The sequence below is a fragment of the Nocardioides sp. YIM B13467 genome (assembly GCF_042788075.1).
GTDB lineage: Bacteria > Actinomycetota > Actinomycetes > Propionibacteriales > Nocardioidaceae > Nocardioides.
The window spans coordinates 4,217,517-4,238,084 of the sequence record NZ_JBHZPJ010000046.1 but is presented as its reverse complement, the minus strand read 5'-3'; the positions used below and the strand labels follow the sequence as shown (position 1 = coordinate 4,238,084).

Genomic DNA, 20,568 nt, shown 5'->3' with positions numbered 1-20,568 from the left:
GCGATGCCCAAGCGCGAGGACATCAAGTCCGTGCTCGTGATCGGCTCCGGGCCGATCGTCATCGGCCAGGCCTGCGAGTTCGACTACTCCGGCACCCAGGCCTGTCGCGTGCTGCGCGAGGAGGGGATCCGGGTCGTCCTGGTCAACTCCAACCCGGCCACGATCATGACCGACCCGGAGTTCGCCGACGCGACCTACGTCGAGCCGATCACCCCGGAGTTCGTCGAGAAGGTCATCGCCAAGGAGCGCCCCGACGCTCTCCTGGCCACCCTCGGCGGCCAGACCGCGCTCAACTGCGCGGTGGCGCTGGACGAGCGCGGGATCCTGGAGAAGTACGACGTCGAGCTGATCGGCGCGAGCATCGACGCCATCCAGCGCGGTGAGAACCGCGAGGAGTTCAAGAAGATCGTCGCCGAGCTCGGCGGCGAGAGCGCCAAGTCGGTCATCTGTCACAGCATCGACGACCTGCTCGCCGGCGCCGAGGAGCTCGGCTACCCCGTGGTCATCCGGCCGAGCTTCACCATGGGTGGCTCGGGCTCGGGCTTCGCGTACAACGAGACCGAGCTGCGGCGTCTGGGCGGCGCCGGCCTCGCGGCCAGCCCCACCACCGAGGTGCTCCTGGAGGAGTCCATCCTCGGCTGGAAGGAGTACGAGCTCGAGGTCATGCGCGACCGCAAGGACAACTCGGTCATCGTCTGCTCGATCGAGAACCTCGACCCGATGGGCGTGCACACCGGTGACTCGATCACCGTCGCCCCGGCGTTGACGCTGACCGACCGCGAGTACCAGAAGCTGCGCGACCTGGCGATCGGCATCATCCGCGCCGTCGGCGTGGACACCGGCGGCTGCAACATCCAGTACGCCGTCAACCCGGCCGACGGCCGGATCATCGTCATCGAGATGAACCCCCGCGTCTCGCGCTCCTCGGCGCTGGCCTCCAAGGCGACCGGCTACCCGATCGCCAAGATCGCCGCGAAGGTCGCGATCGGCTACACCCTCGACGAGATCGAGAACGACATCACCGCCGGGCCGAACGGCTCGACCGCCGCGTCGTTCGAGCCGACCCTCGACTACGTCGTCGTCAAGGTCCCGCGCTTCGCCTTCGAGAAGTTCCCTGGCGCCGACACGACCCTGACCACCCACATGAAGAGCGTGGGCGAGGCGATGGCGATCGGCCGCAACTTCACCGAGGCCCTCCAGAAGGCGCTGCGAAGCCTGGAGAAGCCCGAGGCGGTCTTCGACTGGACCCAGGAGGTCGTCGAGCTCGACAAGCCCGCGCTGCTGGAGGAGATCAAGGTCCCCACCGACGGCCGGCTCAAGCGGGTCATGGACGCGATCCGCTCCGGTGCCACGCCGGAGGAGATCTTCGAGAGCACCAAGATCGACCCCTGGTTCATCGACCAGCTCTTCCTGATCAACGAGATCGCCCAGGAGATCATCGCGGCGCCCGAGCTGACCGCCGACGTGCTCCGCTACGCCAAGCGCCACGGCTTCTCCGACTACCAGCTCGGCAAGATGCGCGGCATGACCGCGGACGTCGTCCGCGGCGTACGCCACGCCCTGGGAATCCGCCCGGTCTACAAGACGGTCGACACCTGCGCGGCCGAGTTCGAGGCGCGTACGCCCTACCACTACTCCTCCTACGACGAGGAGACCGAGGTCGCACCGCGGGAGAAGGAGGCGGTGATCATCCTCGGCTCCGGGCCCAACCGGATCGGGCAGGGGATCGAGTTCGACTACTCCTGCGTGCACGCCTCTCTCGCGCTGAGCGAGGCCGGCTACGAGACCGTGATGGTGAACTGCAACCCGGAGACGGTCTCCACCGACTACGACACCTCCGACCGGCTCTACTTCGAGCCGCTCACCCTGGAGGACGTGCTCGAGATCGTCCACGCCGAGCAGCAGGCCGGACCGGTGGTCGGGGTCATCTGCCAGCTCGGCGGCCAGACCCCGCTCGGGCTCGCGCAGGCGCTCAAGGACAACGGTGTGCCGATCGTCGGCACGAGCCCCGAGGCCATCCACCTCGCCGAGGAGCGCGGCGCCTTCGGCCGGGTGCTCCACAAGGCCGGCCTGGTCGCGCCGAAGCACGGCATGGCCACCACGTTCAACGAGGCCCGCGAGATCGCTGCAGAGATCGGCTACCCGGTCCTGGTGCGTCCCTCCTACGTCCTCGGCGGGCGCGGCATGCAGATCGTCTACGACGACGACGCGCTGCGCTCCTACATCGAGGCCGCCACCGAGGTCACCCCCGACAAGCCGGTGATGGTCGACAAGTTCGTCGACGACGCCGTCGAGATCGACGTCGACGCCCTCTACGACGGCACCGAGCTGTTCCTCGGCGGCGTCATGGAGCACATCGAGGAGGCCGGGATCCACTCCGGTGACTCCTCGTGCGCGCTGCCGCCGATCACCCTTGGCGCCGCCGAGGTCGAGCGCATCCGCGTCGCCACCCTGGCGATCGCCGAAGGCGTCGGCGTACGCGGCCTGCTCAACATCCAGTACGCGCTCGGCTCCGACGTGCTCTACGTCATCGAGGCCAACCCGCGCGCCTCCCGCACCGTCCCGTTCGTCTCCAAGGCGACTGCGACCCCGCTGGCCAAGGCCGCGGCGCGGGTGATGCTCGGCGAGTCGATCGCGGAGCTGCGTACGGCCGGTGTGCTTCCGGCGACCGGCGACGGTGGCGCGCTGCCGCCCAACCAGCCGATCGCGGTCAAGGAAGCGGTCATGCCGTTCAACCGGTTCCGCACCCCGGAGGGCCAGCAGGTCGACACCGTGCTCGGCCCGGAGATGAAGTCGACCGGCGAGGTCATGGGGCTCGACTCCGACTTCGGCCGCGCCTTCGCCAAGAGCCAGGCCGGCGCGTTCGGCCCGCTGCCGACCCAGGGCCGGATCTTCGTCTCGATGGCCAACCGCGACAAGCGCACCATGATCTTCCCGATCAAGGTGCTCGCCGACCACGGCTTCGAGATCTTCGCGACCGAGGGCACCGCCGAGGTGCTGCGCCGCAACGGCGTGCCCTCGCGGCTGATGCGCAAGCACTCCGAGGGCACGGGGCCCGATGGAGAGAAGACGACCGTCCAGCGGATCCTCGACGGCGAGGTCGACCTGGTCATCAACACGCCCAACGGCACCTCCAACGCCAAGTCCGCCCGGATGGACGGCTACGAGATCCGCACCGCCGCGGTGATGGCCAACATCGCCTGCATCACCACGGTCCAGGGCCTCGGCGCCGCCGTGCAGGGCATCGAGGCGCTGCGGCGCGGTGAGATCGACGTACGCAGCCTGCAGGAGTGGCGCGACATCGTCGGCCACCACGACGGCGGGGTGTCGGCCAAATGAGGACCTACCGGACTCTGTTCGACAAGGTACTGACGAAGACGGATCCGGAGCGAGTCCACCAGCAGGCGTTCGCCGCGATCCGTGCGGCCGGCCCGGCGCTGTCCAGGACACGTACGCCGGGATCCCCGGTGCACGCGATGGGGCTCACCTTCCCGAACGTGATCGGCCTGGCTGCGGGCTTCGACAAGAACGCGGTCGGGATCGACGCGCTGGGCGGGCTCGGCTTCGGGCACGTGGAGATCGGCACGGTCACGGGGGAGGGGCAGCCGGGAAACCCGGCGCCGCGCCTGTTCCGGCTGCCCGCCGACCGCGCCGTGATCAACCGGATGGGCTTCAACAACGACGGCGCCGAGGCGGTCGCCGCCCGGCTGGCGAGCCGTCTGGAGCGCCGTGGCACGGCCGCCGGCGGACCGGTCCTCGGCATCAACATCGGCAAGACCAAGCTCGTGCCCGAGGACGACCAGTCGGCCGTCGAGGCCGACTACGCCAAGTCGGCCCGGCTGCTGGCTCCCTACGCCGACTACCTGGTGGTCAACGTCTCCTCGCCCAACACGCCCGGCCTGCGTAGCTTGCAGTCGGTCGAGAAGCTGCAGCCGCTGCTGGAGCATGTCCGCTCCATCGCTGACCAGGTCACCAAGCACCGGGTCCCGCTGCTGGTCAAGATCGCCCCCGACCTGGCCGACTCCGACGTCGTCGAGGTCGCCGACCTGGCCACCGCGATCGGCCTGGACGGGATCATCGCGACCAATACCACCATCGGCCGCGAGCACCTCGTCTCGGCGCCTGCCGAGATCACCGCCGCCGGTGCCGGTGGCCTCTCCGGCGCCCCACTCAAGGCGCGAGCGCTCGAGGTGCTGCGGCTGCTCCGCAGCCGGGTCAGTCCCGAGATGACCCTCGTCGGGGTCGGTGGCATCGCCACCGTCGAGGACGCGCGAGAGCGCCTCGCGGCCGGTGCCGACCTGCTCCAGGGCTACACCGGGTTCATCTACGAGGGCCCGCTCTACGCCCGCCGGATCGCGAACGGAGTGGCTCGATGAGCTTCGGTGCCCGCTATGTCGCCGCTCTCGAGGAACGGGGGAGGCTCTGCGCCGGGATCGACCCGCACGCCTCGCTGCTCCTCGACTGGGGCCTCGACGACGACCTCGCCGGCCTGGAGAGGTTCGCCCTGACCGCGGTCGAGGGCCTGGCCCCCTACGTACCCGTGGTCAAGCCGCAGAGCGCCTTCTACGAGCGTTTCGGATCGCGTGGCGTCGCGGTGCTGGAGCGGGTGATCGCGGAGTCGAAGGCCGCCGGTGCGCTGGTGCTCCTCGACATCAAGCGCGGCGACATCGGCTCCACCAGCCAGGCGTACGCCGACGCCTACCTCGATCCTGCGAGCCCGCTCGGCAGCGACGCGGTGACCGTGAGCCCCTACCTGGGCTTCGGTTCGCTGACCCCGTTCGTCGAGACGGCCACGAAATTCGACGCCGGGCTGTTCGTGCTCGCCCTGACCTCCAACAAGGAGGGCCCAGAGGTGCAGCACGCGACGGTCGAGGACGGCCGCAGCGTCGGCCGGGTCATGCTCGACCACCTGCGCCGGCTGAACGAGGCCGAGACTCCACTGGGCTCCTTCGGCGCGGTCGTCGGTGCGACGATCGACGGCGCGGACGGTGCGGGGGTGGCGTACGACTTCGGGTTCAACGGCCCCATCCTGGCGCCGGGCTTCGGTGAGCAGGGCGGCACCCCGGGCGACCTCGCCCGGATCTTCGGGTCCGCCAACGCCAACGTGGTCGCCAGCACCAGCCGCGGACTGCTGCGCAAGGGCCCGGACGTGGCCGCGCTGCGCGACGAGGCCCTGAGGCTGCGAGACGAGCTCGGCTGAGACACTGGCGCCATGACCAGTCTCCGGATGGCCGCCCAGCTCCTCGTCCTGCCGATCCTCGCCACGGGCCTGAGCTCGTGCGGTGATCCGATCGACGACTACTGCGAGTCCCTCAAGGGCCATCAGGAGCAGCTGACGAACACCTTGGGGGAGGACGGCACGAGCGGGCTGATCGCCGCGTTGCCGATCTTCGAGGACCTCGAGCGCAACGCGCCCGACGACATCGCGAAGGACTGGAAGACGCTCACGGGGGCGATCTCAGGGCTCAGCACGGCTCTGGAGGACGCCGGTGTCTCGGCCGACGACTTCGAGAACGGCGAGCCGCCCGAGGGCGTCAGCGGCGCCGAGGCGAAGAAGATCGCCGACGCGGCCACGAAGGTGAGCAGCACGAAGACGCAGGAGGCGTCCGTACGCGTCCAGCAGCAGGCCCGGGACGTCTGTCACACGTCCTTGACCCTGTGAACCGAATGGACACCAGATAGGCGACCCCGATTGCCGCCCCGGCAACGTAATGGCTAGATTGGCGCGAGCGCTTACTTTCAGCGCTCAGCCGGGGGGCACGATCCCTGTACCGCGCGACCCGGTTGCCCTGTCGACTACACATTGATCGTGAAAGGGAGTCTTCGTGGCTCTGCCTCCGGACATCACCCCTGAACAGCGCGCTGCCGCGCTCGTCAAAGCCGCGGCCTCGCGCCAGGAGAGGGCTGCTGTCAAGAACAAGGTCCGCACTGGCGGCATGTCCGTCCTCGAGGTCATCGAGGAAGGGAAGAAGAACGAGGTCGTCGGCAAGATGAAGGTCATCGACCTGCTGACCTCCCACCCCGGCCTCGGTGAGGTGCGGGCAACCCAGATGATGGAGCGTCTCGGCATCGCGATGAGCCGCCGTGTGCAGGGCCTCGGCCCCAAGCAGGTGGCCGCGCTGGTCGAGGAGTTCGCTCGCCGATGAGTCTGATGGCGGACGAGAAGACCCCGGCAGGCGCCGGCGAGGGCCACGAGAAGCGACTGGTCGTCCTGGCCGGTCCGACCGCGGTCGGCAAGGGCACCGTCTCAGCTGCGGTGCGCGACGACCACCCCGAGGTCTTCTTGTCCGTCTCGGCGACGACCCGCAAGCCGCGCGCTGGCGAGGTCCACGGTGTGCACTACCTGTTCGTCTCCGACGAGGAGTTCGACGCGATGATCGCCGGTGGCGAGCTGCTGGAGTGGGCCACGGTCCACAACATGGCGCGCTACGGCACCCCTCGTGGTCCCGTCGACAAGGCGCTGGCCGAGGGACGCCCGGCGATGCTCGAGATCGACCTGCAGGGCGCCCGGCTCGTGCGCGAGACCATGCCCGAGGCGATCTTCGTCTTTCTGGCCCCGCCGAGCTGGGAAGAGCTCGTCCGCCGGCTGGTCGGTCGAGGCACCGAGACCGAGGCCGAGCGGGAGCGCCGCCTGCAGACCGCGCGGGTCGAACTGGCGGCGGAGAAGGAGTTCGACGTCACGATCGTGAACCACGAAGTTCATCAGGCAGCCGATGAGTTGGTAACCTTGATGACGCTCGGGCTTCCGAGCAAGAAATCCGACCAAGCCGACAAGTGAGGCTCACGTGGCTGCCCCTCAGATCGACGCCCAGGGCGTGACCAACCCCTCGATCGACGACCTGCTGACGAAGACCGACAGCAAGTACAAGCTGGTTCTCTACAGCGCCCAGCGGGCTCGCCAGATCAACGCCTACTACTCCCAGCTCGGCGAAGGCCTCCTCGAGTACGTCGGCCCGCTGGTCGACACCCACGTTCAGGAGAAGCCCCTATCGATCGCGCTGCGCGAGATCAACGAGGACCTGCTGACCTGCGAGGACATCGACCCGGCCGAGCTGGCCGCCCAGGCTGCGGCTCAGGCTGCCGCTGCCGAGGCGCCTGCCGGCGACGCCTGATCGTCCAGGTCTTCCGCTGTCCACCAACAGCACCACTTCGGCCGCTCCCCTCGAGGGGGAGCGGCCGCGCGTGGTCTTAGGGGTCGCCGGCGGCATCGCCGCCTACAAAGCGGCCGAGCTGCTACGCCGGTTCACCGAGTCCGGCCATGACGTGACCGTGGTCCCCACGGCCGCCGCCCTCGAGTTCGTCGGCGCCCCCACCTGGGCGGCGCTGTCGGGCAAGGAGATCGCCACCGGCGTCTTCGAGAACATCACCGAGGTCCCGCACGTACGCATCGGGCAGCAGGCCGACCTCGTCGTGGTCGCGCCCGCGACCGCCAACACGCTCGCCCGTGCGGCCCACGGCCTCGCGGACGATCTGCTCAGCAACGTACTGCTCACCGCGCGATGCCCGGTCGTCTTCGCTCCGGCGATGCACACCGAGATGTGGGAGCACCCGGCGACCCAGGCCAACGTCGCCACCCTGCGCGAGCGCGGCAACATCGTCATCGAGCCCGCCGAGGGCCGGCTGACGGGCAAGGACACCGGCAAGGGCCGCCTGCCCGAGCCGGCCGAGATCTTCGAGCTCTCCCGTGCCGTGCTCGCCCATGGCGGGCGTGCCGACCTCGTCGGTCGACGCGTCGTCGTCTCGGCCGGCGGCACCCGGGAGTATCTGGACCCGGTCCGCTTCCTCGGCAACCGCTCGTCCGGGCTCCAGGGCTATGCCATCGCCCGTGCCGCGGCCGCCCGCGGTGCCGAGGTGACCCTGGTCGCCGCCAACGTGACCCTGCCCGACCCGGCCGGCCTGAAGGTCGTGCGTGTCGGCACGACCGCCGAGCTGCGCGATGCCGTGGTATCCGCATCCACCGGTGCGGACGCGGTCGTCATGGCCGCCGCCCCCGCCGACTTCCGGCCGACCGGGGTGAGCGAGGCCAAGATCAAGAAGGCCGCCGACGGGTCGGCGCCGACGATCGAGCTGATGCAGAACCCCGACATCCTGGCCGAGATCTCCCACCACCGGACCAAGCCCGGTCAGGTCGTCGTGGGATTCGCGGCGGAGACGGGCGACTCGACCGGCTCGGTGCTCGAGCTCGCCGCGGCCAAGCTGAAACGGAAGGGCTGCGACCTGCTCGTCGTCAACGACGTCAGCGGCGGTGCGGTCTTCGGCAGCGAGGTCAACAAGGCGGTCATCCTGGGCGCCGACGGAGGCCACGTCGACGTGCAGGAAGGGGCGAAATCCGCCCTCGCAGAGGTGATCTGGGACCAGATCTCCTTACGCCTGGATGAACAACGTACAAACTGACGACACGCCACGCGCCACGATGAGGACCACCCCAACGGTCCTGGGGTTCGGGGTCTATGTTTGTCGACCAGAACGATTGACGTTTGCCTACCTGTTCAACCCACACGAACCTTTGAAACGGAGCTACACGTGACCGGACGTCTCTTCACGTCGGAGTCGGTGACCGAGGGGCACCCGGACAAGATCGCCGACCAGATCAGCGACACCGTGCTCGACTACCTGCTCGAGCACGACCCCAAGAGCCGGGTTGCTGTCGAGACCCTGCTCACCACCGGCCTTGTCGTCGTCGCCGGCGAGGTGACCACCGACGCCTATGCGCCGGTCGCCCAGCTGGTGCGCCAGAAGATCCTGGACATCGGCTACGACTCCTCCCTCAAGGGCTTCGACGGCCACTCCTGCGGTGTCCAGGTCGCCATCGGCGCCCAGAGCCAGGACATCGCCCAGGGCGTCGACACCGCCGAGGAGCACCGTCTGGACAGCTCGGTCGACGAGCTCGACCTGCAGGGCGCCGGTGACCAGGGCCTGATGTTCGGCTACGCCTGCGACGACACGCCCGAGCTCTTCCCGCTGCCCATCAAGATGGCGCAGACGCTGGCCGAGAAGCTGACCGAGGTCCGCAAGGACGGCACGCTGGACTACCTGCGTCCCGACGGCAAGACCCAGGTCACCATCGAGTACGACGACGAGAACAAGGCCGTCCGCGTGGACACAGTCGTCCTCTCGACCCAGCACTCCGAGGAGACCAGCCAGGAGCAGCTGCACGCCGACATCAAGAAGTACGTCATCGAGCCGGTGCTCGAGCAGTTCAAGTCGTCGGTCCCCTTCGACGGCTACAAGCTCCACATCAACCCGACCGGCCGCTTCGTGGTCGGTGGCCCGATGGGCGACGCCGGCCTGACCGGCCGCAAGATCATCGTCGACACCTACGGCGGCATGGCCCGTCACGGCGGCGGCGCCTTCTCGGGCAAGGACCCGTCGAAGGTCGACCGCTCGGCTGCGTACGCCATGCGCTGGGTGGCCAAGAACATCGTCGCCGCCGGCCTGGCCCGTCGCGCCGAGGTCCAGGTCGCCTACGCCATCGGCAAGGCCCAGCCCGTCGGTGTCTTCGTGGAGACCTTCGGCACCCACACCGTGCCCGAGGCCAACATCCAGAAGGCCGTCCTGGAGGTCTTCGACCTGCGCCCCGCCGCCATCGTGCGCGACCTCGACCTGCTGCGTCCGATCTACGCCAAGACCGCTGCGTACGGTCACTTCGGCCGCGAGCTTCCCGAGTTCACCTGGGAGCGCACCGACCGCGCCGACGCCCTCAAGGCTGCTGCCGGGGCCTGAGGTAGGAATACCCGGTTAACCGGGTATTCCTGCACTTCTCTGGCATTGCAATGCCAGAGAAGTGCAGGAATTGCCTGAGAAGTCTGGCGCCCGTCCACCTGGTACGGGCGCCAGCGGCGTTTTGGCGTGGTCGGTGCCGATGCGTTGTCGGCGGCGGCTGGTAGAAATGACCACTGTGACCCGGGGACCGCAGGAGGCAGCCGGGGCAGCCGAGCTGGAGCTGCCCGGGCTGGTTCGCGACCGGGTCAAGGAGGGGCGGGCGAAGGCCGCGGCGACGCGGGCACGGAAGGCCGCGGAGGCGACGATCACCGAGGTCGATCCGGTCGCCAAGGTCTTGGTCGACCTGCCGATGGCTCACCTGGACCGGCCCTTCGACTATGCGGTCCCGGCCTCGATGGCCGAGGAGGCCCAGCCCGGGGTCCGGGTGAAGGTGCGATTCGGTCCCAAGGACGTCGACGGGTTCGTCGTGGCGCGGGCGGAAGCCTCCGAGCACGCGAACCTGCAGCCGCTCAAGCGGGTCGTCAGCTCCGAGCCGGTGCTCACGCCGCAGGTGGCGGCGCTGAGCGAGTCGGTCGCCCGGCGCTACGCGGGCGCTCGGGCCGACGTGCTCCGGCTGGCGATCCCGCCCCGGCACGCGTCGACCGAGAAGGAGCCCGCAGCGGTCGCCCCGGCCGGGCGGCCGTTCGACGCCGCTGCCGCGGCGGCGGCCTGGGGCGGTCACGAGCCGGCGGGCGCGTTCCTACGACATCTGGCCTCCGGCGGTGCGCCGCGCGCGGTCTGGCACGCCGCGGCCGGCACCGACCACGCCGACCTGATCGCCCATGCCACCGCGACGACGCTGGCCTCCGGACGCGGCGCGCTCGTCGTGGTGCCGGACTGGAAGGACCTCGCCCGTCTCGACACCGCGATGACCAAGGTTCTGGGGGAGGGGCAGCATGCCGTGCTGGCCGCCGACGCTGGGCCAGCCTCGCGCTACCGGGAGTTCCTGCGGGTCGCCCGGGGCGCGGTGAAGGTGGCGATCGGCACCCGCGCGGCGGCCTTCGCGCCGGTGCACGACCTCGGGCTGGTGGTCGTCTGGGACGACGGCGACGACCTGCTCGCCGAGCAGCGCTCGCCCTACCCGCACGCGCGCGACGTGCTGCTGCTGCGGGCCGAGCAGGAGCAGGCGGCCGCGCTGGTGGGTGGCTTCGCGCGGACGGTGGAGGCGGGGTTCCTGACCGAGACCGGCTGGGCGCAGGAGATCCGGCCCACCCGTGCGCTGGCCCGCGAGCGGGTGAGCATCGAGATCACCGGCGACACCGACTTCGACCTCGAGAAGGACCCGCTCACCCGCGCCTCCCGGGTGCCTCGCGAGGCCCACGAGATCATCCGGGCGGCGCTCACCACCGGACCCGTCCTGCTGCAGACGCCGCGGCGCGGATACGCGGCCTCGCTGGCCTGCGACCGCTGTCGTACGCCAGCCAGGTGCTCGGCCTGCCAGGGGCCGCTGCAGCTCGGCGGACCGACCGCGCCGCCGACGTGCGGCTGGTGCGGTCACGTCGAGACTGCGTGGGCGTGCGGAGCCTGTGGCGGATTCGGGCTGCGGGCGCCGATCATCGGCGAGGCGCGTACGGCCGAGGAGATGGGCCGCTCCTTCGCCGGGGTGCGAGTGGTGACCTCCTCGGCAGGGGCGGTCAAGCAGTCGGTGCCGGGCACTCCGGCGATCGTGGTCGCGACCATCGGCGCCGAGCCCGTCGCCGATGGCGGCTATGCCGGGGTGCTGCTGCTCGACACCTGGCTGCTGCTGGGGCGGCCGGACCTGCGCACGGACGAGGAGGCGCTGCGCCGCTGGAGCAACGCCGCGGGCCTGGTGCGGCCCGGTGGGCGGGTGCTGGTCGTCGGCGACCCGGCTCTGTCGGTGCTGCAGGCGCTGGTGCGCTGGGACCAGCCCGGGTTCGCCCAGCGCGAGGCGGCCGCGCGGCAGGAGGCCCACCTCCCGCCGGCGTCGCGGTTGGCCACCATCACCGGCACTCCGGGAGCGCTCGACGACGCGCTCACCCTGCTCGCGCTGCCGCCGGGCGCGGAGGTGCTCGGGCCGGTCCCCGCCGAGCCCACGTCGACCGGCGAGCCCCGGCTGCGCGCGGTCGTACGGGTGCCGCGATCCCTCGGAGTGAGGCTCACCGAAGCACTGGGAGAGCTGCAGCGGGTGCGGTCGGCGCGCAAGCTCGACCCGGTGCGGGTCCAGGTGGATCCGCCGACGCTCTGACCCACGCTCAGCCCACGTATTGTGGTCTCGACACGCTCGACCACCTAGGAGAACAGTGGCAGTCCAGCCCATCCGACTCTTCGGCGACCCCGTGCTGCGCAAGCCAGCGATCGAGGTCGTCGACTTCGACAAGGAGCTGCGCAAGCTCGTTGCCGACCTGACCGACACCATGCTCGAGGCGCCCGGCGCCGGACTGGCCGCTCCCCAGATCGGAGTGAGCCTGCGGGTCTTCACCTGGTACGTCGACGGCCAGGTGGGTCACCTGGTCAACCCGGACCTCACCCTGTCGGAGGAGACGCAGGACGGGGGAGAGGGCTGCCTGTCGCTGCCCGACATCACCTTCGACTGCCGCCGGGCCCTGTCGGTCGTGGCGAAGGGCTTCGACATGCACGGTGAGCCGGTCACCATCGAGGGCTCCGAGCTGCTCGCCCGGGCCATCCAGCACGAGACCGACCACCTCGACGGCATCCTCTTCATCGACCGGCTCGACGAGGCCGCGCGCAAGGCGGCGATGAAGGAGATCCGGGAGTCGGAGTGGTTCGGCCTGGAGAAGCCCACGGTGAAGGTCTCGCCGCACGCGACGAACGGGTTCGGGTTCTGATGAGGGTCGTCTTCGCAGGTACGCCCGAGGTGGCCGTCCCCTCGCTGGACGCGATCGCCGCCTCGCGCCACGAGCTCGTCGGTGTCGTCACCCGTCCCGATGCCGCGCAGGGGCGCAGCAAGCGACTGGTGCCCTCGCCGGTGGCCCAGCGGGCCGAGGAGCTGGGGGTGCCGCTGCTCAAGCCGGAGCATCCCCGCGATCCCGAGTTCCAGGCGGAGCTGAAGGCGCTGGAGCCCGACTGCTGCCCGGTGGTCGCCTACGGCGCGATGCTGCCGCAGTCGGCCCTGGACATCCCGACGCACGGCTGGGTCAACCTCCACTTCTCGCTGCTGCCCGCCTACCGCGGCGCAGCTCCGGTGCAGCGCGCGGTCTGGGCCGGCGAGGAGATCTCCGGGGCCACCACGTTCCGGATCGTGAAGGCGATGGACGCCGGCCCCGTCTTCGGCACCATGACCCAGGCGCTGGCGCCCGACGAGACCTCCGGGTCGCTCTTCGAGAAGCTCACCGAAGGTGGGGCCCGGCTGCTGGTGTCCACGCTCGACGGCATCGAGGACGGCTCCCTCGAGGCGCGCGAGCAGCCCACCGAAGGCGTCACCTACGCCGACAAGATCACCGTCGAGGACGCCCAGATCGACTGGACGCAGAACGCCGTCGCCATCGACCGGCAGATCCGCGCCTGCACCCCGGCGCCGGGAGCCTGGACCCTGCTCGACGGCGAGCGGTTCAAGGTCGGGCCGGTCACGATGGCCGAGGACACGCTGGCTCCCGGTGAGCTCATCGTCCGCAAGAACGAGGTCCTCGTCGGCACCGGCACCACGGCGGTCCGGCTCGGCCGGGTGAAGGCCTTCGGCAAGAAGGAGATGCCGGCCGCTGACTGGGCCCGCGGCGTACGTCTGGAGTCCGGTGTCGCCTTCGAATAGGGAACAGCCGGGTAGGCGCTCAGGCCCCGGCCGGCGGCCACAGGGACCGGCTCGATCGGGGCCGCGTGGCAGCACCAAGCCCGCCGATCCGGCTCGGCTCGCCGCATTCGAGGTGTTGAAGGCGGTGCGGGTCGATGAGGCGTACGCCAACCTGGTGCTGCCCCACGTCCTCGGCCGCCTCGGACTGGAAGGTCGCGACGCGGCCTTCGCCACCGAGCTCGTCTCGGGGACGCTGCGGCAGCAGGGGACGTACGACGCCGTGCTGGCCGCCTGCATCGATCGGCCGCTGGCCAAGGTCGAGGCGAAGGTGCTCGACGTGCTGCGGCTGGGCGCACACCAGGTGCTGTCGATGCGGGTGCCCGACCATGCCGCGATCTCGACCAGCGTCGACCTGACCCGGTCGAAGGTCGGTCAGGGTCCGGCGGGGTTCGTCAACGCCGTGCTTCGCAAGGTCACCCGCAAGTCCCTCGACGAGTGGGTCGCCGAGGTGGCGCCCGCGCGCGAGAAAGACCACGACGGCTGGGCCGCGGTCGCCTTCAGCCACCCGCGCTGGGTCGTCCAGCGGCTCGCCGAGGCTGTCGGTCGTGACCAGATCGATGCGCTGCTCGAGGCCGACAACGTGCCGCCGTCGGTCACCCTGGTCGCCCGTCCGGGGCGAGCGGCTGTCGACGAGCTCGGCGGCACGCCCACCCCCTACTCGCCTTTCGGAGTCACCCTCGACTCCGGCTCACCGGCCGGGATCGCCGCCGTGGCGGAGGGGCGCGCCGGGGTGCAGGACGAGGGGTCCCAGCTCGTCGCGATCGCTCTGGCCGAGGCCGACCTCGACCAGCAGGAATCCGGGACGGAGTCGTGGCTGGACCTGTGCGCCGGGCCCGGCGGCAAGTCGGCGCTGCTGGCCGCCCTGGCAGCGCAGCAGGGCGCTACGCTGGTCGCCAACGAGCGCCAGCCGCACCGTGCCGGACTCGTCCTCGCCAACCTGACCGACCGGTCGTCCGGCACGCACGTGGACGGGTCCGCCGGGGTCGTGGCCGGCGACGGGACCAGACCGCCGTTCAAGGACGCGACGTTCGACCGGGTCCTCGTCGACGCCCCGTGCACCGGCCTGGGAGCGCTGCGCCGCCGGCCGGAGGCACGGTGGCGACGTGCGACAGCCGACCTCGACGTACTCGTCGACCTCCAGCGCTCCCTGCTCGACCGGGCGATCGACCTGACCCGGCCGGGCGGTGTCGTGCTCTACGCCACGTGCTCGCCGGTTCTGGCCGAGACCGAGGGCGTGGTGCGGAGCGTGCTCGAGGACCGATCCGATGCGATCCTCGAGCCGATCGGCGCCACAGCCGGCACGGTGCCCGACAGCGCCGGGCCGCTGGCAGGCACCGTGCAGCTGTGGCCGCACCGCCACGGCACCGATGCGATGTTCCTGGCACTGCTGCGGCGTACTCCGTAGCGGCTCAGTCGGTCCACCTGAGCGAGCTCGCGAGCGTCTCGAGCTCGGCGTCGGTGGTGCCCTCCCCGCTCTGGACACTGATGAAGATGTCGCCGTGGACCGGGGTGATGTAGGAACCCGAGCCGGGGCCGGCCTTGTCGGGGCTCTTGCTCCAGTCCGGGTAGTCCTCCGCCGGGCGGATCACCAAGGCGGCCACGCCACCGTCCTCGGAGGTGCAGGAGGCCTTGTCGTCGATCAGATACCACTCACACGCCCACCCGGCGGGCCGCTCGACGGGAACCTTGTCGACGAGCCCTACGCGTGCGCCCTCGGTGGCGATCGTGGCTCCTGGGTAGTCCTCGAGGACCGTACCGTTGCTCCAGGTCTGCTCGACCGCGCCGGCCGGCCCGGACAGGACGATGGTGAAGCCGGTCCCGGTGCCCGGTCGAGCGCTGGCCGCCTGGATGGTGATGTCCATCGTCTTCGCCTCATCGTTGGTGACGACCTGTCCGGTGACACCGTTGCCGAGGTCGAGACTCTGCCCGGAGGCGAGCGGCGCAGTCGACGGCGAGGCCGACGCCGACGGTGCGCCGGCAGCGCCGAGAGGAGCCTGGTCGACCGCGGTCGTGGTCAGGAGCTGGGAGAGCCCGAGCCCACCCGCGGCGAAGGCGCCGACGGCCGCAGCGGCTCCGGCGGTCACGGTGATGCGCCGGCGGCGACGGATGCGTGAGCCCGCGCTGATCGCGCGGGCCGAGATCCGGGCGTAGTCAGGGTGCTGGTCGGCGACACGCTCCTGCAATGCCGTACGGAAGCTGGTCTCTGGGTCGTTCATCGGGCGGTCCTCTCCGGGAAGATGTCCGCAACCAGCGGGCGCAGCCGTTCCAGGGCACGCTTCGCGCGGGTGCGGACCGCCGTCTCGGTCAGTCCGAGGTCGGCAGCGGTCTGGGACACGGATCGGTCCTCCCAATAGCGCGCGACGAGCACGGCCCGGTCGGTCGGCGACAGCCGCTGGAGAGCGGCAAGCAGGTCGATCCGGGCGCTGGGGTCGGCATCACTGCCCGGATCGTCCGGCAGCGTCGAGGTCGGCGTCTCGGCGTTTCGCCGGAGCCGTCGGTGGGAGATGAATCCGTTGAGGAGCACACGTCGTGCGTAGGCCGTCGGGTTGTCCGCCCTGCTGACCCGTCGCCAGGACGCGAAGACCCGGGCGTACGTGGTCTGGGTCAGGTCCTCGGCGAGGTGATGGTCGCCCGTCAGCAGCAGCGCGGTGCGGTAGAGCGCGCCGCCCGTCGCGTGGACGAAGTCGGCGAACTCCTCAGCGGGGGTCATCGCGGTCGATGTGCTCACATCCCTTCGACGCCTCGGAGCGAGGTCCACGTGACACCCCCCGCGAGGATCTGGATCAGCGAGTTTCGTTTCACCGCATCATCTCAGCGCCTACGCTGGCGAGCATGGCCAAGGCATCGCCGTCGGTGGAGATCGAGGTGGACAACCGCGTCGTCAGGATCTCCAACCCCGATCGGGTCTATTTCCCTGAGACCGGGGCGACCAAGCTCGACGTGGCGCAGTACTACCTCGCCGTCGGACCGGGGATCGTCAACGCGCTGTGGGAGCGGCCGTGCATGCTGCACCGGTTCCCCAAGGGCCTGGCGGGGCCGAAGGTGCACCAGAAGCGGCTGCCGCAGGGGGCGCCCGACTGGATCGAGACCGTACGCCTCTACTTCCCGCGCTGGGGCCGCACCGCCGACGAGCTCTGCGTGACCGAGCTCGGTGCGGTGATCTGGGCCGTCCAGATGTCGACGGTCGAGTTCCACCCCTGGAACAGCCGCCGCGAGGACACCGAGAAGCCCGACGAGTGGCGCATCGACCTCGATCCCGGTCCCGAGTGCCCGTTCTCGACGGTGCAGACGGTGGCGGGCGTCGTACGCGAGCTCCTCGATGAGCTCGGCGCGGTCGGCTACCCGAAGACGAGCGGTGGCTCGGGGATGCACGTGTACGTCCGGATTCCGGCGGAGCACGGGTTCGCTGACGTACGCCGCGCCGCGCACGCCTTCGCCCGCGAGGTCGAGCGCCGGGCACCGAAGCTGGTCACCACCGCCTGGTGGCGCAAGGATCGCGACCCGGCGCAGCTGTTCGTCGACTTCAACCAGAACACGAGGGACCACACGATCGCGTGCGCCTACTCGATCCGCGGCGTCGCCGACGGCCGGGTCTCCACCCCGATCACCTGGGAGGAGACCAAGGACGTCGACCCGCGTGAGTTCACGATGCGTACGGTGCCGGCACGGTTCGCGGAGATCGGTGACCTGCACGCCGACATCGACGACCATCCGTTCTCGATCCAGCCGCTGCTCGAGTGGGCCGACCGGGACGAGCGCGACGGCGCCGAGACACCGCCCGAGCCCGACGACGCCGAGTGAGTGTCACCAGATCTCGAGGCGCTCGCCCAGCGTGCGACCGAGCTCCTTGGAGTAGGTCGCGGTGAGGTGGTGGCCGTCGCGATGGGTGATGGTGTCGCCGACGACGGTCGTGCAGATGCCGACGCTGTCGCAGAACATGTCGTCGAGGTCGACGGTCTCGACGCGAGCTGACTTGGCCGCCTGCATCTGCAGGTCGGCGCCGTCCTGCTGGCTCTCGAGCGGCTTGTAGGTGCAGGGCGAGAGCGTCTTGTTGCTGCTCAGGCACGTGGCCGGGTCGAACTCGAGCGCCGGAACGTCGCGCAGCCACACGGTGCGCTTCGCGGCGGGCTTCACCTGGGCCAGGAGCCGCTGGTAGCCGCGGTAGACCGCGCGGCGTACGTCTGCGCGGTCGGTGTGCCGGCCCGAGGAGTCGTGGTAGGCCGCGCTGATCGGGCGCGAGGAGATCAGCAGCAGGTCGGGGCGGAGCTTCTTGACCGAGGAGAGCATGAAGTCGTGGAAGTCGTCGCACGACGTCATCGGGTCGGTGCTGTCGATCTTGTCGGGGGTGACCAGCGAGACGGTGCACTGCGGCATCGCCAGCATGTAGGCGCGGTAGCCGGAGCGCTTGGCGATCTCCTCGACCGCGGGCGTCCAGTGGCGGGCGTGGGAGTCGCCGATGACCACGATCGTCTTCTCGGCGTCGGCGTCACCGCGTGGGCACAGCTTGCGTACGTTCGTCGAGTAGTAGTTGCACGCGCCGACCGACTCCACGTCGTCGGAGAGGTTGGTGAGGCCCGGCTTCAGGTTGGTGGGGATCGCCTGGTTCTTGCGGGCCGCGAGCACCGAGGCTTTCAGCAGCGCTGGGAGCGGGTCGGGCTCTTGCGTCTCGGCGGCGGGCGGTGCGGCGCTCGATGCCGGCCGGTCGGGTTGCTTAGACGGTTCGGAAGACGCGGAGGAGTCGGCCTCGGCGAGCGTGATCGCCGGCTGGTAGCCGTCGCGGGCGGTCCCCGTGGCGTAGGTGTTGGCCCCGAAGCAGGTCACCGCGACCAGAGTGATGCTCAGCGGATAGAGCGCCACCGGGCCAAGCGTGGCGGCTCGACCGAACGCCGGACGGCGCCAGAGGATGCCGCGCCGGAACGGCTCTTCCACGTAGTGGTAGGAGAGTCCCGCCAGACCGAGCGCCAGCGCCACGAGGAGCACCTGCTCCCACCAGCGCAGCTCGCGGCCCAGCTGCAGTTCGGCGAGGACCAGCACCGGGAAGTGCCACAGGTAGAGCGAGTAGGACCAGTTGCCGACGACCTGCAGCGGCGGCACCGACAGCAGCCGGCCGACCACCGTCGGGCCGTGCCACAGCGTGCCGGCCACGATGATGAAGACGCTGCCGAGGACGGGCACCAGCGCCGGGGTGCCGGGGAACGGGGTCGCGTCGTTGAACTGCAGGCAGGCGCAGACGATGAAGAACATCCCGAACGCGGAGAGCACCTGCGCCCGCCACCGCGCGGTGGCGTCCTGGGGCCCGTCGTCACGGAACGCGATCGCCGCGATCGCGCCCAGGCCGAGCTCCCAGGCGCGGGTGAACGGTGAGAAGTACGCCGCCTCCGGGCTGGTCCGGGTCAGCACCGCCGAGGCCAGCAGCGAGGCCACGATGACGACGCCGAGAGCGATGACCAGCACGCGCCTGCGCCCGCGGGAATCGGCGGTGACGGGACCGTCCGTCGCGGCTTTCTCGCCGCGCCGCTTGATCGCCCACAGGCAGCCCAGGATCATCAGCGGCCAGACCAGGTAGAACTGCTCCTCCACCGCGAGCGACCAGAAGTGCTGCAGCGGCGAGGGCGGCAGTGCCGCCGAGAAGTAGTCGGTCTCCAGCGACGCGAACCGGAAGTTGGCGGCGAACGCCGCCGACCACAGCGCATCGAGGGCGATCTCCCGGGTGCGTACGAAGCCGAGGAAGAGGGCTGCGTAGACGACCGTCGCGAGGAGCACCACGGTCGCGGCCGGCAGGATCCGGCGGGCCCGGCGCGCGTAGAAGCCGAGCAGGCTGACCCGGCCCTCGGTGCGTACCTGCCGCATGAGCTGCTGGGTGATCAGGAAGCCTGAGATCGCGAAGAAGACGTCGACGCCGACGAAGCCGCCGGTCAGCGATCCGAAGCCGACGTGCAGCGCGACGACCGCGAGCACCGCGATCGCGCGGAGCCCCTGGATGTCGGGACGGTGCCGAGACGAGGTCCCTCCTCCGGGGTCTGAACGTAGTGGCCCCGAGCTCACGGGCAGCCGCACCTCCCTCAGCCAAGCGCATCCGTCACATTCGTCGCGACGATAACTCTCGTAACCGGCCGATCCTGGTAGACGCGCCTAGTCGAGGTCGAGGTCGTCGCCCGCGGCGACAGGGCCTGTGGTGGTCGGGAGCGGGGGAGGAGTGCCGCCGAAGGAGGGGCACAGCGACTTGTGGGCGCACCAGCCGCACAGCTTCCCGGGGCTCGGCTGCCACTCGCCGGTCTCCTGGGCGGTGCGGATGGCCCGCCAGATCGCCTCGGCCTTGCGCTCGGTCGCCAGCAGGTCGGCCTCGTCCGGCACGTAGCGCAGGATGTCGCCGGAACCGAGGTAGATCAGCTGCAGCATCGCCGGCACCACTCCCCGTGTCCGCCAGATCACCAGGGCGTAGAACCTGAGCTGAAACAGCGCCTTCGCTTCGTACGCCTCGCTCGGCACCCGTCCCGACTTGTAGTCGACCACGCGGATCCGGCCGTCGGCGGCGACGTCGACACGGTCGATGAAGCCGCGCAGCAACAGCTTGGAGTCGAGCAGCGCCTCGACGTAGTGCTCGCGCTCGGCGGGCTCCAGACGACGCGGGTCCTCCAGGTCGAAGTAGCGCCGCAGCACCTGCCGGCACGACTCCAGCCAGCCCTCCTCGGCGCCCTCGGTCTCCGAGGTGAACAGCGTTGCCAGCGCCGGGTCGAGGCTGCGTACGTCCTCCCACGCCTGCTCCACCATCGATCTCGCCTGCCGGGGAGTGCGCTCGGGAGCGGGCAGGTCGAAGAGGTCCTCGAGCACCTTGTGGACCACGGTCCCGCGTGCGGCCGCCTCCGACGGTGGCTCGGGCAGCTGGTCGATCGTGCGGAACCGGTAGAGCAGCGGGCACGAGGTGAAGTCGCTCGCGCGGCTCGGTGAGAGCGACCCCAGCACGTTGACGCCGTCGACCGGGGTCGACAGCGATTCGGCGGGTGAGGTGCTCATGGACATCGAGACTATTCGCAGGCACC

General features: G+C 70.3%; 18 protein-coding genes. 14 read left to right on the top strand and 4 right to left on the bottom strand.

The features are described 5' to 3' along the window. The first annotated feature begins 3 nt into the window (after nucleotides 1–3). The 13 genes from carB to ACFX43_RS27470 all read left to right on the top strand — a co-directional run bounded on the left by carB (nucleotide 4) and on the right by ACFX43_RS27470 (nucleotide 14,933). Entirely contained in the window at nucleotides 4–3,339 is a 3,336-nt protein-coding gene (carB, locus tag ACFX43_RS27530; protein ID WP_378839416.1) for a carbamoyl-phosphate synthase large subunit, read from the top strand. Further along, nucleotides 3,336–4,376, top strand: coding sequence for a quinone-dependent dihydroorotate dehydrogenase (locus tag ACFX43_RS27525; protein WP_378839406.1), 1,041 nt, complete (start codon nucleotides 3,336–3,338; stop codon nucleotides 4,374–4,376). The genes carB and ACFX43_RS27525 overlap by 4 nt, the downstream gene beginning before the upstream one ends. Next, nucleotides 4,373–5,200: an orotidine-5'-phosphate decarboxylase gene (pyrF, locus tag ACFX43_RS27520; protein WP_378839401.1), complete on the top strand. Its 828-nt coding sequence runs from the start codon at nucleotides 4,373–4,375 to the stop codon at nucleotides 5,198–5,200. The genes ACFX43_RS27525 and pyrF overlap by 4 nt, the downstream gene beginning before the upstream one ends. A 12-nt stretch (nucleotides 5,201–5,212) precedes the next feature. After that, entirely contained in the window at nucleotides 5,213–5,662 is a 450-nt protein-coding gene (locus tag ACFX43_RS27515) for a hypothetical protein (RefSeq protein ID WP_378839398.1), read from the top strand. A gap of 163 nt (nucleotides 5,663–5,825) precedes the next feature. Further along, nucleotides 5,826–6,146, top strand: a complete 321-nt coding sequence (mihF, locus tag ACFX43_RS27510; RefSeq protein WP_168381123.1) for an integration host factor, actinobacterial type — start codon at nucleotides 5,826–5,828, stop codon at nucleotides 6,144–6,146. Beyond that, on the top strand, nucleotides 6,143–6,778 hold the full coding sequence (gene gmk / locus ACFX43_RS27505) for a guanylate kinase (protein WP_378839393.1): 636 nt from the start codon (nucleotides 6,143–6,145) through the stop codon (nucleotides 6,776–6,778). The genes mihF and gmk overlap by 4 nt, the downstream gene beginning before the upstream one ends. A 7-nt stretch (nucleotides 6,779–6,785) precedes the next feature. Further along, nucleotides 6,786–7,112, top strand: a complete 327-nt coding sequence (gene rpoZ, locus ACFX43_RS27500) for a DNA-directed RNA polymerase subunit omega (RefSeq protein ID WP_160022984.1) — start codon at nucleotides 6,786–6,788, stop codon at nucleotides 7,110–7,112. 70 nt (nucleotides 7,113–7,182) lie between these two features. Continuing rightward, complete coding sequence (coaBC, locus tag ACFX43_RS27495) at nucleotides 7,183–8,394, top strand: bifunctional phosphopantothenoylcysteine decarboxylase/phosphopantothenate--cysteine ligase CoaBC (RefSeq protein WP_378839384.1); 1,212 nt, start codon at nucleotides 7,183–7,185, stop codon at nucleotides 8,392–8,394. Between the two features lie 129 nt (nucleotides 8,395–8,523). Beyond that, nucleotides 8,524–9,723 carry a methionine adenosyltransferase gene (gene metK / locus ACFX43_RS27490; RefSeq protein ID WP_091041325.1) on the top strand — a complete coding sequence of 400 codons (1,200 nt, stop codon included), beginning with the start codon at nucleotides 8,524–8,526 and terminating at the stop codon, nucleotides 9,721–9,723. Nucleotides 9,724–9,889: 166 nt separating this feature from the next. Continuing rightward, nucleotides 9,890–11,968: a primosomal protein N' gene (locus ACFX43_RS27485; RefSeq protein ID WP_378839373.1), complete on the top strand. Its 2,079-nt coding sequence runs from the start codon at nucleotides 9,890–9,892 to the stop codon at nucleotides 11,966–11,968. 55 nt (nucleotides 11,969–12,023) lie between these two features. Next, nucleotides 12,024–12,569 carry a peptide deformylase gene (gene def, locus ACFX43_RS27480; RefSeq protein ID WP_160022989.1) on the top strand — a complete coding sequence of 182 codons (546 nt, stop codon included), beginning with the start codon at nucleotides 12,024–12,026 and terminating at the stop codon, nucleotides 12,567–12,569. After that, entirely contained in the window at nucleotides 12,569–13,489 is a 921-nt protein-coding gene (gene fmt, locus ACFX43_RS27475) for a methionyl-tRNA formyltransferase (RefSeq protein ID WP_378839364.1), read from the top strand. The genes def and fmt overlap by 1 nt, the downstream gene beginning before the upstream one ends. Next, nucleotides 13,473–14,933: an RsmB/NOP family class I SAM-dependent RNA methyltransferase gene (locus ACFX43_RS27470; RefSeq protein ID WP_378839359.1), complete on the top strand. Its 1,461-nt coding sequence runs from the start codon at nucleotides 13,473–13,475 to the stop codon at nucleotides 14,931–14,933. Before fmt ends, ACFX43_RS27470 begins: the two co-directional genes overlap by 17 nt. A gap of 4 nt (nucleotides 14,934–14,937) precedes the next feature. On the opposite strand, the gene ACFX43_RS27465 is transcribed toward ACFX43_RS27470, so the two are convergent. Continuing rightward, a complete protein-coding gene (locus ACFX43_RS27465) occupies nucleotides 14,938–15,744 on the bottom strand; it encodes a hypothetical protein (protein ID WP_378839354.1) in 807 nt (268 codons plus the stop codon). Beyond that, nucleotides 15,741–16,256 carry a SigE family RNA polymerase sigma factor gene (locus ACFX43_RS27460; protein ID WP_378839349.1) on the bottom strand — a complete coding sequence of 172 codons (516 nt, stop codon included), beginning with the start codon at nucleotides 16,254–16,256 and terminating at the stop codon, nucleotides 15,741–15,743. Before ACFX43_RS27460 ends, ACFX43_RS27465 begins: the two co-directional genes overlap by 4 nt. A gap of 104 nt (nucleotides 16,257–16,360) precedes the next feature. Between ACFX43_RS27460 and ligD the strand changes: the two genes are divergently transcribed. After that, on the top strand, nucleotides 16,361–17,329 hold the full coding sequence (ligD, locus tag ACFX43_RS27455; protein ID WP_378839345.1) for a non-homologous end-joining DNA ligase: 969 nt from the start codon (nucleotides 16,361–16,363) through the stop codon (nucleotides 17,327–17,329). A gap of 3 nt (nucleotides 17,330–17,332) precedes the next feature. On the opposite strand, the gene ACFX43_RS27450 is transcribed toward ligD, so the two are convergent. Both ACFX43_RS27450 and ACFX43_RS27445 read right to left on the bottom strand, forming a co-directional pair. Beyond that, nucleotides 17,333–19,573, bottom strand: a complete 2,241-nt coding sequence (locus ACFX43_RS27450) for an acyltransferase family protein (RefSeq protein WP_378839341.1) — start codon at nucleotides 19,571–19,573, stop codon at nucleotides 17,333–17,335. An 87-nt stretch (nucleotides 19,574–19,660) separates the two neighbouring features. Further along, nucleotides 19,661–20,542, bottom strand: a complete 882-nt coding sequence (locus ACFX43_RS27445) for a RecB family exonuclease (protein WP_378839338.1) — start codon at nucleotides 20,540–20,542, stop codon at nucleotides 19,661–19,663. Nucleotides 20,543–20,568 lie beyond the last annotated feature (26 nt).

Coding starts and splice junctions, on each gene's coding strand:
- carB (WP_378839416.1), top strand. CDS start 4: ATGCCCAAGCGCGAGGACATCAAGTCCGTGCTCGTGATCGGCTCCGGG.
- ACFX43_RS27525 (WP_378839406.1), top strand. CDS start 3,336: ATGAGGACCTACCGGACTCTGTTCGACAAGGTACTGACGAAGACGGAT.
- pyrF (WP_378839401.1), top strand. CDS start 4,373: ATGAGCTTCGGTGCCCGCTATGTCGCCGCTCTCGAGGAACGGGGGAGG.
- ACFX43_RS27515 (WP_378839398.1), top strand. CDS start 5,213: ATGACCAGTCTCCGGATGGCCGCCCAGCTCCTCGTCCTGCCGATCCTC.
- gmk (WP_378839393.1), top strand. CDS start 6,143: ATGAGTCTGATGGCGGACGAGAAGACCCCGGCAGGCGCCGGCGAGGGC.
- ACFX43_RS27485 (WP_378839373.1), top strand. CDS start 9,890: ATGACCACTGTGACCCGGGGACCGCAGGAGGCAGCCGGGGCAGCCGAG.
- fmt (WP_378839364.1), top strand. CDS start 12,569: ATGAGGGTCGTCTTCGCAGGTACGCCCGAGGTGGCCGTCCCCTCGCTG.
- ACFX43_RS27465 (WP_378839354.1), bottom strand. CDS start 15,744: ATGAACGACCCAGAGACCAGCTTCCGTACGGCATTGCAGGAGCGTGTC.
- ligD (WP_378839345.1), top strand. CDS start 16,361: ATGGCCAAGGCATCGCCGTCGGTGGAGATCGAGGTGGACAACCGCGTC.
- ACFX43_RS27445 (WP_378839338.1), bottom strand. CDS start 20,542: ATGAGCACCTCACCCGCCGAATCGCTGTCGACCCCGGTCGACGGCGTC.